Genomic DNA, 12,203 nt, shown 5'->3' with positions numbered 1-12,203 from the left:
CCGGCGGCGGGTTATCCGCCGATGTATGACATTTCGATCTTGCGTTCGGCGCGGGCCTGACGCACCGCAGGGTTGCTGCGCTGCTCGGAGTAGTTGTCGGTGCGGCCCTGCCAGACCTGCGCGATGGCGTTCGACACCTGCAGATCGCTGTAACCGCCGCGCAGCAGGGCGCGCAGGTCATAGCCCTCGGTCGCGAACAGGCACAGGTAGAGGCGGCCTTCGGTCGACAGCCGGATGCGGCTGCAGTCGCCGCAGAACGCGTGGCTCACGCTGGAGATCACGCCGATCTCGCCGCCGCCGTCGCGGTAGCGCCAGCGCTCGGCGGTTTCGCCGGCGTAGTTGGCTTGCACCGGCTCCAGCGGGAAGGCTTCGTCGATGCGGCGGACCACTTCGGCGGACGGCAGCACTTCGTCCATCTGCCAGTGGTTGCTGGCGCCGACATCCATGAACTCGATAAAGCGCACGATGATGCCGCTGCCACGGAAGTGGCGGGCAAGCGGCACGATCTCGGCGTCGTTGGTACCGCGCTTGACCACCATATTGACCTTGATCGGCGCCAGCCCCACCGCCTGCGCGGTCTCGATGCCGTGCAGCACGTCGGCCACGGCAAAGTCCACGTCGTTCATGCGGCGGAAGGTGGCATCGTCGATGGCGTCGAGGCTCACGCTCACGCGGCTCAGTCCGGCATCGCGCAGCGACCGCGCCTTGCGCGCAAGCAGCGATGCATTGGTAGTCAGCGTCAGGTCCAGCGGCTTGCCAGAGGCGGTCTCGATGCGCGCCAGCATCTCGACGAGCTTCTCGATGTTCTTGCGCAGCAGCGGCTCGCCGCCAGTCAGGCGAATTTTTTCGACGCCCAGGCTGGCGAAGAGTCGTGCCGTACGCTCGATTTCCTCGAAGCTGAGCAGTTCGGAGTGCGGCAGGAAGGTGTAGTCCTTGTCGAAGACTTCCTTCGGCATGCAATACACGCAGCGGAAATTGCAGCGGTCCGTCACCGAGATACGCAGGTCGTGCAGCGGGCGCGCCCGGGTATCGGCGACCAGCCCGGAAGGCTCTGCCAGCGTTTCAGGGATGCTGGGCGTCATCGAGCGGTAGCGATGATCGCGCAGGTCGAAGATCGGAATGACGGTTTCGGTCATGGCCTGTGGGTGGGCGATGCGTCCGGGGAGCCAGGCTCGGGGGATCGGATGCATTCTGGTGCCATTCTAGCCGAGGCCGGCTGCCGGGATCCGGATTGCCCCTGCATGAAAAAGGGGACGGCCATGCCGTCCCCTTCGATTTCCCGTGGACAGGAAATGTGGCGCTTACTGCTGCGCGTTCGATTCGACCTCGCGGCCGCCGGTCTCGACCAGGATCATCGGGCCTTGCGGCAACGGCGGCAGCGGCTTGCGCTCACGCGGCACGCGCGGCGCGGGCACGATGCGTGCGGCGGCCTCCTGTGCTGCGCGCAGCTTTTCGCTGTCCGTGCCGACCCACTCCAGGCCGGCCGTGGCCAGCATCGGCTGCAGGCCTTCCATCGGCAGCGGCGACACGGTGGCCGGTGCGGCAGCCGTGGAGGCCACGGGTGCTGCCGGCGCTTCCACCACGGCGGGTGCGACGGCGGGCTGCACGATGGCGGCGGCCGGCTCGGCCTGCATGGGCGCTACAGGCTCGCTAGCCACGGCTACCGGCTCGACGACGACTGGCGCCGGTGCGACTTCGGCGGCCGGGGCTTGGGCAATCACCGGAGCAGGTGCCTGCGTCACAACCGGTTCGGCCCTGACTTCGGCCACCGGGGCGGCAACTGCCTCGACAGCCTGAACCGGCGCTTCCGCGATGATTGCGACGGCTTCGACTGCACGGACTTCCCGGACTTCGGCTACCGCAGCGGCCGGAGCCGGTGCGGCGGCTTCGGCGGCCACGGCGACGGTCGCTTCGGCCACGATCTCCGCAGGCGTATCGCCTTCGGCATCGTCCTGCGAACCCTGCACCGAATCGTCGCGTTCGCGGCGATAGCGGTTGCGGCCACGGCGGTTGCGGCGGCGACGTTCTTCGCCCTCGCCACCTTCGGTCGCGGCTTCAGCGCCTTCTGGCAGGTCGGCGCGCGGTGCCTCGGCTTGCGTATCCTCGAACGCTGCCTGCGGCAGGCTGGCAGCGGCCTGGATGGCAGCTACGGCTTCCACCGGTGCGGCTTCGCCGGCTTCTGCTTCGCGCGCATCGCCACGGTCACGCTGGCGCTCGCGCTGCCGTTCGCGGCGATCCTGATTGCGGTCGCGGCGGCCTTCCTGGCGCCCTTCGGCACGTTCACCCTGTGCGGCATCGGCCTGACGGGCCAGTGCGGGCGTGGCTTGGGCGTCGCCCTGGCGCGGCTGGCGGCCCTGACGCTCGCCGCGCGGCTCGCGCGGTTCGCGTTGTTCAGTCCGCTCGCCACCCTGGCGCTCGGTACGCTCGCCGCGCGGACCGCGTTCGCCGCGCTGGCGCTCTCCGCGCTCGGCGCGTTCACCACGCTCGGTGCGCTCACCGCGTTCGCCACGCTCGCCGCGTTCCCCACGCTGGCCCTGGCCGCGGCCTTCGCCACGCTGGCCGCGCTCGCGGCGCCCTTCGGGGTTGCGCGCTTCGCTGGCGACCGGCTTGGCCGGCTCGACCACCACCGGCGCCGCCGGGCGGACACCAAACAGGCCCTTCAGCCAGGCGATGAAACCGCCGCCTTCGACCGGCTTCGTCGCCGGCACCGGCGGGGCGGCCGGAGCGGCCTCCGGGCGCGGAGCGCGCTCGGCGCGAGGCACCGAGACAGGCGCCGGCTGTTCCGGCGTGATGCCCTTGACCGCTGCTTCCTGGCGCGGCTTGGCGTCTTCCTTCTTACGGCTGCTGTAGCTGGTATCGGCTTCCAGTTCCTTGGCGGCGGCTTCGGCCATGCGGTAGCTGGCCGTGCCTTCCTCCAGGCGCGGATCGTCGTGGCGCAGGCGCTCAAGCTTGTAGTGCGGCGTCTCCAGGTGCTTGTTCGGAATCAGCAGCACATTGACCTTGAAGCGCAGCTCGATCAGGTTGATTTCCTGGCGCTTTTCGTTCAGCAGGAAGGCGGCGACCTCCACCGGCACCTGGCAGTGGATGGCGGCGGTGTTCTCCTTCATCGCCTCTTCCTGGATGATGCGCAGCACCTGCAGGGCGGACGATTCGGTATCGCGGATGTGGCCCGTGCCGTTGCAACGCGGGCAAGTGATGTGCGAGCCCTCCGACAGCGACGGGCGCAGGCGCTGGCGCGACAGCTCCATCAGGCCAAAGCGGCTGATCTTACCCATCTGCACACGCGCACGATCGTGGCGCAGGGCGTCCTTCAGGCGGGTTTCGACATCCTTCTGGGCCTTGCCCGACTCCATGTCGATGAAGTCGATCACGATCAGGCCGCCCAGGTCGCGCAGGCGCAGCTGGCGCGCGATCTCGTCGGCCGCCTCCAGGTTGGTGCGCAACGCGGTTTCCTCGATGTCGGCGCCCTTGGTGGCGCGGGCCGAGTTGACGTCGACCGAGACCAGGGCCTCGGTGTGGTCGATCACGATGGCGCCGCCGGACGGCAGCATCACCATGCGGGAATAGGCCGACTCGATCTGGTGCTCGATCTGGAAACGCGAGAAGAGGGGCACGTCGTCCCGGTACTTCTTCACGCGGTTCATGTTGTCAGGCATCACCACGCTCATGAAGGCGCGGGCCTGTTCGTAGATCTCGTCGGTATCGATCAGGATCTCGCCGATATCCGGCTGGAAGTAATCGCGGATCGCGCGGATGACGAGGCTCGATTCCAGGTAGATCAGCAGAGGGGCCTTGTTGTCGCCGGCGGCGCCGTCGATGGCCTTCCACAGTTGCAGCAGGTAGTTCAGGTCCCACTGCAGTTCCTCGGCCGAGCGGCCGATGCCGGCGGTACGGGCGATGATGCTCATGCCGTCCGGTACGGCCAGCTGCGCCATGGTTTCGCGCAGTTCCTGGCGGTCTTCGCCTTCGATGCGGCGCGACACGCCGCCGCCGCGCGGGTTGTTCGGCATCAGCACCAGGTAGCGGCCGGCCAGCGAGATGAACGTGGTCAGGGCCGCGCCCTTGTTGCCGCGCTCTTCCTTCTCGACCTGGACGATCAGTTCCTGGCCTTCATGGAGGGCGTCCTGGATGCGCGCGTTGCGCACGTCGATGCCTTCCTTGAAGAAGGCGCGGGCGACTTCCTTGAAGGGCAGGAAACCGTGGCGTTCTTCGCCGTAATTGACGAAGCAGGCTTCCAGCGAGGGTTCGATGCGGGTGATGACACCCTTGTAGATATTGCCCTTGCGCTGTTCGCGCCCGGCGGTTTCGATGTCGATATCGATCAGCTTCTGACCGTCGACGATGGCGACGCGCAACTCCTCCTGTTGCGTCGCGTTAAACAGCATGCGTTTCATCGCAATAACTCCAGTGTCGCGGATGGCACCGTCAAGCAGTGTCCGCGGCGAATCGATGAAGCACGCAAGGGAGCGAAGCGAGGCGCGAGAATTGCCGAAAAGCGCCAAATTGCGTCAAGACGCAACCGGCTGGGCGCGGGTGAAAGAAAGGCGACGACGTCTGGGAGAACGTCCGCGTGGCGGGAAAGAACACCGGCTGCTGCTCTTGTCGCAGAAATCCGGCGTATTCCCGGATGCCGGCGGCGATGCGGGGCCGGCGCAAACGGCGCCGGCGACATCGCGGCCGGCCACGGAAGGCCTAGACGCGTCAAAGAGCAAGTTTTTCGGACGCGGCACGGCGACCATTTGCTACCTGACATCTCCTGGCGGGCGCACCTACTACTTCTTGGAGTTCTGCGACCGGGCGCCGGTATTTCTAGTCAGGTGGCAGGCACGCCTGCCGGCCGGCACCGTTTCCCGGTGCGGCGGGACTTTCTCTCACCGAAGCGGATGCCACCGGGCATCCGCCTTGAATTCTGTTTTACCTGAACACTTTGTTCCCACGAAATTGCCGGCCTTGCCGAAGCCACCTCTGGGCGACTTCCTGCGCGCCGGCAATTGCGCGCGTGCTGCTTTGCCGTCATTTGCCCGTCTGGCGCCTGCGGGTTACGCGAATAAGCGGGAGACGGAAGGGCTGACGGCAACCCCAAGTGTAAAATGCGATAAATCGCTTACACAGGCCTTGTGCTGCCGGTCATTGGCCGGAACAGCGAGGAAATTATATTGAAAATGAATGAGTTACGCCATCAAATTGAAACAGGGGCAAAGTCCGCGCCGGCTGCTCCCCAGGTGGCGTATGTCACGATTGACGAAGGCGCCGAAGGGCAGCGCATCGACAACTTCCTGCTGAAGATATCGAAGGGGGTGCCGAAGAGCCATATCTACCGGGTGCTGCGGTCGGGAGAGGTGCGTGTCAACAAGGGTCGCATCGACGCCACCTATCGTCTTCAGATCGGCGACGTGGTTCGTATTCCGCCCATGCGGGTGGCGGAATCTTCACAAGCCGGCGGCCGACAACCCGTGCCGGCGGCCGATTTTCCGGTCCTGTTCGAGGACGCGCACCTGCTCATCATCAATAAGCCGGCAGGCGTGGCCGTGCATGGCGGCTCGGGCGTGGCCTTCGGTGTGATCGAGCAGCTGCGCAAGGCGCGGCCGCAGGCCAAATTCCTGGAGCTGGTCCACCGCCTGGACCGGGAGACGTCCGGCATCCTGGTCCTGGCCAAGAAGCGGTCGGCGCTGGTTGACCTGCACGAACAGATCCGTGGCAATAGCATGGACAAGCGCTACTTCGCCTGCGTGGCCGGGGAGTTCGCGAACAGCCGCCAGCATATCCGCCTGCCTCTGTATAAATACAGCACGCCGGACGGCGAGCGCCGGGTCCGCGTTCAGGAGGACGGCCTGGCCTCGCACACGGTGTTCAGCCGGATCGAGGCCTTCCCGGGCTTCACGCTGCTGGAAGCGGAATTGAAGACCGGACGCACGCACCAGATTCGCGTGCACCTGTCGCACTCCGGCTTTCCCATTGTCGGCGACGAGAAGTACGGCGACTTTGCGCTGAACAAGCAGCTGGCCCGGGCGAGCGCGCGGCCGGGCATCAAGCGCATGTTCCTGCACGCGCACAAGCTGACGTTTGTCCATCCGGGGACCGGCGAACCGCTCGTGGTGTCGGCACCCCTGCCGGACGAATGCACCGGATTCCTGCAACAATTGCGTAGCCAGAAAAACCAGGGCGCCCCGGAGTCGGGCGCCGCTCACGCCAACAAGGAAAGTAATGGCCAGGCAACAATTTGACCTGATCGTGTTCGACTGGGACGGAACCCTGATGGATTCCACCCCGACCATCGCCAAATGTATCCAGCTGGCCAGCCGGGACCTCGGGCTGCCGGTTCCCGACGACAGTGCCGCCAGCCATGTCATCGGGCTCGGCCTGAAAGACGCGCTGTCGTATGCCGTTCCGACCCTGGACCCGGCCGACTATCCCCGTCTGGCTGAACGGTATCGCTACCATTTCCTGACACGTGATGCCGACCTGGTGCTGTTCGACGGCGTGCGCGAAATGCTCGAGGCGCTGCACGGCGAGCACTATTTCCTTGGCGTGGCGACGGGCAAGACACGTGTCGGCCTGCAACGCGCACTGGCTGCGAGCGGCCTGACGCGGCTGTTCGATGCCACGCGTTGCGCAGACGAGACGTTTTCGAAGCCACATCCGGCGATGTTGCAGGAACTGACCCGTGAACTGGGCCAGGACCTGGGCCGCACGGTGATGATCGGCGATACGACACACGACCTGCAGATGGCCCTCAATGCGGGTGCCCATGGCATCGGCGTTTCATATGGCGCGCATCCCGGGGATTCGCTGCGCGCCATGGCGCCTGTCCACTGCGCGAGCTCCATCGGTGACCTGACGGAATGGCTGCTGGCCAATGCCTGAGGCCAGTGTCGACGGCGTGGCCGCGCAGTTCCTGTGTCCAGCCGACACGCTGATCGACGGCGGAGCGGGCGTGCGTTTCACCGTGGAATTCCAGTCGCGCCGGCTGGCGGCCTTCGCTGTGCGCTTCGATGGTGCGGTGCATGGTTACCTGAACCAGTGCGCCCACGTGCCCATGGAGCTGGACTGGCAGGAAGGGCAGTTTTTCGAGTCCTCGGGCCTATACTTGATCTGTTCGACACATGGGGCCATGTACGAGCCCGACAGCGGGTTGTGTGTCGGCGGTCCTTGCCGGGGAGCTTCCCTGGCTAAATTGCGTATCGAAGAGCGCGACGGCAAGGTATTCTGGGTGCCTGAAGCGCCATACCGACCAGCGGAGTTGCCGGCGAGCACTGCGTAACCCAGAGCCCTTCCACGAGCCACTTGCATGACAGAACAGCAAAAACCGCCTTCGGGCGAATCGGGTCAGCCGGATGAATACGCCGGTACAAGCCCCGCCGCGGCGCCGGGTCCGGCGAGCGGTGCGACCGAGGCGGAGCGTCTGGAGACGGCGCACAAGGCGGACTATCCGCTCGAGCGCGAGTTGCGTGCCTCCGATGACGCCGCACGGCGTGAGGCTGGCGAGCGCAAGACGCGCATAGAGGGTGGCAAGGGCGGCGGGCCGGTCGGCGGTGGTGCCGGCTGGGAGCGCGACGTGCTTGAAAAAGTGCTGATGGCGACGCTGCGCGAGCAACGTGCCGCTCGCCGCTGGCGCATTTTTTTCCGTTTCGCCGGCCTGGCTGTCTTGCTGGGCATCTTTTTCGCCGTGTTCGACTTCAAGGGCGACAGTGCCATCGGCACGGGCAAACATACTGCCATGGTGTCGCTGGACGGCGAGATTGCAGCGGGGACCCCGGCCAGCGCGGAATCGATCAACGCCTCGCTGCAGGCGGCGTTTGCCGACAGCAATGCCGCCGGGGTGATCCTGAAGATCAACTCGCCCGGCGGCTCGCCGGTGCAGGCGGGCATCATCAACGACGAGATCCACCGCCTGCGCGGGCTGTACCCGTCCAAGCCGTTCTACGTGGTCGTCGAAGAGATCTGCGCATCCGGAGGCTATTACGTGGCGGCCGCCGCGGACAAGATCTATGTCGACAAGGCCAGTATCGTCGGCTCGATCGGCGTGCTGATGGACGGTTTCGGCTTTACGGGTTTGATGGACAAGCTGGGCGTGGAGCGCCGCCTGTACACGTCGGGCGCCAACAAGGGCATGCTGGATCCGTTCTCGCCGCAGGTGCCCCGGCAGAAGGCCTACGCGGAAGCCATGCTCAAGGAAATCCACCAGCAGTTCATCGACGTGGTGAAGGAGGGGCGCGGCGATCGCCTCAAGGACGATCCTGAGCTGTTTTCGGGCCTGTTCTGGTCGGGTGAGCGCAGTGTCGAACTGGGGCTGGCGGACGGCCTGGGCGGCGCCGACTACGTGGCGCGCGACTTGTTCAAGGCCGAGGACATCGTCGACTACACCGTCAAGGAGAACATCGCCGAACGCGTGGCCAAGCGCTTTGGCGCCGCGATGGGCGCGGCTGCGATGAAGACGATGCTCTGGAGCACCGGGCTGAAAGGCATGCGCTAGGCGCGGGCTTCCCGGCGGATTCCGTCCGCCGGGAGACTTCCCCTCATTTGCGCCGATTCAGTCGGCGAGCAAGGAAAAGATGGCGGGGCGCTTGTGCAGGTCGAGCCGGTCCGGCCGCCACTGCGCGAGCGGCAGCGTGACGATGGTCTCGGTTGGCAGCGTCAGGTCCACCGCTACCGACAGCAGCGTGGTGCCGGCACAGTGCTGGCGTAGTGCATCGAGCAGGGCGCCGTTGCGGTAGGGCGTTTCAATCCACACCTGGGTCTGGCGGAATTTGCGCGAGTGCTGTTCCAGTTCGCGCAGCCGCTTCGCGCGCTCGTCGGCGTCCACCGGCAGGTAGCCGTTGAAAGCAAAGCTCTGGCCGTTCAGCCCCGAGCCCATCACCGCGAGCAGGATCGAACTGGGCCCGACCAGCGGGCGAACACGGATGCCGCGCGCATGGGCCAGTCGCACCAGTTCGGCGCCGGGGTCCGCCACGGCGGGCACGCCGGCTTCCGACAGCAACCCGCCGTCACGGCCCTCGGCCAGCGGCGCGAGCAGTTCAGCCAGTGCATCGGCGCGGGTGTTGACATTCAGTTCTCGAATTTCGATCTGCTGGATCGGTCGTGCCAGCGGGCACGTCTCCCCCAGCTTCTTGAGGAAAGCGCGCGCGGTCTTGGCGTTCTCCGCGACCAGGTAGTCCAGTTGCGCGGCAACTTGCTGGACGCCCGCAGGGATGACGTCCGGCAGCGGGTCCGCTTCGTCGCGCTTGCCCAGGGTGTTGGGGATCAGGTAAAGGGTGCCGCTCATCGTATGGGGGCGCCGCTCATGCGGCAAAGAATGGGTAACCGGCCTGGCGCAGCATCGTCGTCAGCGTGATCAGCGGCAGGCCGACCAGCGCGGTGGGATCATCCGATTCCACGCGTGACAGCAACGCGATGCCCAGGCCTTCGGACTTGGCGCTGCCGGCGACATCGTACGGCTTTTCGAGGTTTAGGTAGGCATCGATCTCGGCGTCGCTGAGGTCGCGCAGGGTGACGCGCGTCTGCACGTCGGCAAGCTGCGACTGGCCGCTGCGTCCATCGAGCAGGCAGAGCGCGGAATGGAAGGTCGCGGTACGTCCACGCATCAGGCGCAGTTGCTCCCGCGCCTTGTCGTGGGTGCCGGGCTTGCCCATCTGCCGGCCGTCGAGCGTCAGCACCTGGTCCGAGCCGATGATCAGGGTGCCGGGGTGGCGCAGGGCGATGGCCTCAGCCTTGTTCAGCGACAGGCGCAGCGCGGTGGCCTCAGGCGTTTCCTCGTCCAGCGGGGTTTCGTCGATATCGGGCACCGCCACCTCGAAAGGCAGGCGCAGCCGCTCAAGCAACTCGCGCCGATACGGCGAACTGGAGCCCAGGATCAATCTGGGAAGTGGTTGTAAATGCATAAGTGATTGAAGCGGAACAGAAATTCAAAGGTTAAAGCGTTCAAGACCTTTGACCGGGCAGCAGGTTTCGTCTTATAATCCCGCGTTTCGCCGCATCCGAGCATGGTTTGCCGTGCCGCCTGAAAGGCCTGATGGCCCAGGATGTAGCGAACCATGCATGAGCAGCCATATGACCGAGTCGATCGACCTGCGCGAGCTGGATCTCTTTGCTTTCTGCCGCAAAGGCGTTAGCACAGCCGGCCAGGTGGCGGTGCGGGATTTGCCGCGCATCTTAGCCGAGACGGCCGCGCAAGCGCCAGCTTCGGCGGCAGACGAGGTGTTCGCCTATGCGGCCACCGGGTTCGCGCGCGAAGAGGCGTCGGCGCCCGGCGCGCCCGTGGTGCAGCGCCTGTTCCTGGATCTTTCCGTGAACGGTCACGTCTGGCTGAGCTGCCAGCGTTGCCTTGGGGTCTACGCGGAGCCCGTTGCCACGTCCATGCGCTTTGAGGTGTTCGCCAGCGATGAGGCGGCCGACAGCGCGCCGATGGACGATGACGAGCTCGACGCGATTGCCGGCTCCAAGCGATTTTCGTTGCTTGAACTGATTGAAGACGAGGTGTTGCTGGCGCTGCCTGCGGCACCCAAGCATGCTGTCTGCCCGGCAGTGCACGAGAGTCTCGTGACCGGCGCCGATGGCGAGGTGGAGCCCGAGGCTGCACCGGAGGAAGAGGAAAAGCGACCATCGCCCTTCGCGGCGCTGGCCGGCCTGAAGACCAAGCATTGATGCCGCAGGGCGGCGCGCGCAAGGTCTTGCAGGTGGTGGTTGATGCATCCGGCCGGGCCCCGGCTACGCCTAGTGCGGGATGCGTGTGTTAATATTGAAAAATTCTCGAAGGAGTCATCATGGCTGTTCAACAGAACAAGAAGTCGCCGTCCAAGCGCGGCATGCATCGCTCGCACGACCACCTGTCGGTCGCTCCGCTGGCCGTCGAGCCGACCACCGGCGAAACCCACCTGCGCCACCACGTGAGCCCGAACGGCTACTACCGTGGTCGCAAGGTCATCAAGACCAAGAACGACTGATCGCTTCGTTCGGCGTGACGTTGCGTCTCGCTCGCGCATGCCTGTAGGTCAGAGACAAAAAAGCGGCAAGATCGTTGCCGCTTTTTTGTTGGGCGCTCGCGATGCGAACCGGCTTTCCGCCGGCGCCGATGCGTAATCCGTATCCGGAACAATGACGATCAAAATCGCTATCGACTGCATGGGCGGCGACCACGGCGTTTCCGTGACTGTCCCGGCGGCGATCAGTTTTCTTTCCAGTCATGACGATGCCGAGGTGGTGCTGGTCGGCCTGCCCGACGCCATCCAGGCGCAGCTGAAAAAGCTGCACGCGCAGAACCATGCGCGCGTCACCATCGTGCCGGCGACCGAGGTCATCACCATGGATGACCCGGTGGAAGTGGCGCTTCGCAAGAAGAAGGATTCCTCGATGCGGGTCGCCGTGACCCAGGTCAAGGAAGGCCTGGCTGGCGCCTGCATTTCCGCTGGCAATACCGGCGCGCTGATGGCGGTGTCTCGCTACGTGCTGAAGACGCTTGAAGGCATCGAGCGCCCGGCCATCGCCACCACCATTCCCAACGAGAAGGGCTGGGGCACCACCGTGCTCGATCTTGGCGCCAACGCCGATTGCGAACCGGAGCACCTGCTGCAGTTCGCGCGCATGGCCGAGGCCATGGTGGCCGTGGTGGACCACAAGGAACACCCGACGGTAGGCCTGCTCAATATCGGCGAGGAAGTGATCAAGGGCAACGAGGTGGTCAAGCGCGCGGGCGAACTGCTGCGTGCGTCGGAGTTGAATTTCCACGGCAACGTGGAAGGCAACGACATTTTCAAGGGCACGACCGACATCGTCGTCTGCGATGGCTTCGTCGGCAACGTGGCGCTCAAGAGCACCGAAGGCCTGGCGAAGATGATCGGCGGCATGATCAAGGAAGAGTTCACCCGTTCCTGGTTTACCAAGCTGCTCGCGGGCATTGCCATGCCCGTGCTGTCTCGCCTGGCCAAGCGGCTGGATCCGGCGCGCTACAACGGCGCTTCGCTGCTCGGTCTGCGCGGACTGGTGATCAAGAGTCACGGGTCGGCCGATGCCCATTCCTTTGAGTGGGCGATCAAACGCGGGTATGATGCCGCCAAGAATGGCGTCATCGAACGCATAGCAAGGGCATTCGCCGACAAGACCAGCGCTGCGGGCGCTGCGCCGGGCGGCCCGGAGACAGCACCGACCCCGCACCCCAGCACCCGCGCCGCCTGATGCATCGGGCCGGCGCCTGGGCTGCCATACGGACA

The 12,203-nt window shown here is 65.5% G+C and carries 11 protein-coding genes; 7 read left to right on the top strand and 4 right to left on the bottom strand.

Translation table 11 applies throughout. From position 1 onward, the window contains the following. Positions 1-11 precede the first annotated feature (11 nt). Entirely contained in the window at positions 12-1,136 is a 1,125-nt protein-coding gene (gene moaA / locus ACIGJC_RS10200) for a GTP 3',8-cyclase MoaA (protein WP_483708659.1), read from the bottom strand. 165 nt (positions 1,137-1,301) lie between these two features. Further along, a complete protein-coding gene (locus ACIGJC_RS10195) occupies positions 1,302-4,394 on the bottom strand; it encodes an Rne/Rng family ribonuclease (RefSeq protein ID WP_483708658.1) in 3,093 nt (1,030 codons plus the stop codon). A 768-nt stretch (positions 4,395-5,162) separates the two neighbouring features. Between ACIGJC_RS10195 and ACIGJC_RS10190 the strand changes: the two genes are divergently transcribed. From ACIGJC_RS10190 to ACIGJC_RS10175, 4 genes are read left to right on the top strand one after another with little or no spacing between them, the layout of a single operon-like run. Further along, positions 5,163-6,224 (top strand): RluA family pseudouridine synthase, encoded by a 1,062-nt coding sequence (locus ACIGJC_RS10190; RefSeq protein ID WP_483711514.1) that lies wholly within the window; start codon positions 5,163-5,165, stop codon positions 6,222-6,224. Continuing rightward, a complete protein-coding gene (locus ACIGJC_RS10185; RefSeq protein WP_483708657.1) occupies positions 6,205-6,864 on the top strand; it encodes an HAD-IA family hydrolase in 660 nt (219 codons plus the stop codon). Before ACIGJC_RS10190 ends, ACIGJC_RS10185 begins: the two co-directional genes overlap by 20 nt. Beyond that, on the top strand, positions 6,857-7,261 hold the full coding sequence (locus ACIGJC_RS10180) for a Rieske (2Fe-2S) protein (RefSeq protein ID WP_483708656.1): 405 nt from the start codon (positions 6,857-6,859) through the stop codon (positions 7,259-7,261). The genes ACIGJC_RS10185 and ACIGJC_RS10180 overlap by 8 nt, the downstream gene beginning before the upstream one ends. A 27-nt stretch (positions 7,262-7,288) precedes the next feature. Then, the gene (locus tag ACIGJC_RS10175) at positions 7,289-8,473 is read left to right on the top strand and encodes a S49 family peptidase (protein ID WP_483708655.1); all 1,185 of its coding nucleotides are present in this window, start codon (positions 7,289-7,291) and stop codon (positions 8,471-8,473) included. 57 nt (positions 8,474-8,530) lie between these two features. On the opposite strand, the gene ACIGJC_RS10170 is transcribed toward ACIGJC_RS10175, so the two are convergent. Then, positions 8,531-9,262 carry an SAM-dependent methyltransferase gene (locus ACIGJC_RS10170; protein ID WP_483708654.1) on the bottom strand — a complete coding sequence of 244 codons (732 nt, stop codon included), beginning with the start codon at positions 9,260-9,262 and terminating at the stop codon, positions 8,531-8,533. Positions 9,263-9,278: 16 nt separating this feature from the next. Next, the gene (locus tag ACIGJC_RS10165; protein WP_483708653.1) at positions 9,279-9,878 is read right to left on the bottom strand and encodes a Maf-like protein; all 600 of its coding nucleotides are present in this window, start codon (positions 9,876-9,878) and stop codon (positions 9,279-9,281) included. Between the two features lie 169 nt (positions 9,879-10,047). Here ACIGJC_RS10165 and ACIGJC_RS10160 point away from each other — a divergent pair, with 169 nt between their 5' ends. The 3 genes from ACIGJC_RS10160 to plsX all read left to right on the top strand — a co-directional run bounded on the left by ACIGJC_RS10160 (position 10,048) and on the right by plsX (position 12,168). After that, complete coding sequence (locus ACIGJC_RS10160) at positions 10,048-10,641, top strand: YceD family protein (RefSeq protein WP_483711513.1); 594 nt, start codon at positions 10,048-10,050, stop codon at positions 10,639-10,641. A gap of 119 nt (positions 10,642-10,760) precedes the next feature. Further along, positions 10,761-10,940 (top strand): 50S ribosomal protein L32, encoded by a 180-nt coding sequence (gene rpmF / locus ACIGJC_RS10155; protein ID WP_008644820.1) that lies wholly within the window; start codon positions 10,761-10,763, stop codon positions 10,938-10,940. 151 nt (positions 10,941-11,091) lie between these two features. Beyond that, positions 11,092-12,168, top strand: coding sequence for a phosphate acyltransferase PlsX (gene plsX / locus ACIGJC_RS10150; protein ID WP_483708652.1), 1,077 nt, complete (start codon positions 11,092-11,094; stop codon positions 12,166-12,168). The last annotated feature ends 35 nt before the right edge of the window (positions 12,169-12,203 follow it).

Source organism: Cupriavidus sp. C3SS-1 (assembly GCF_057073755.1).
The sequence above is the reverse complement of the archived record's forward strand: the minus strand, read 5'-3'. Positions and strand labels throughout refer to the sequence as shown.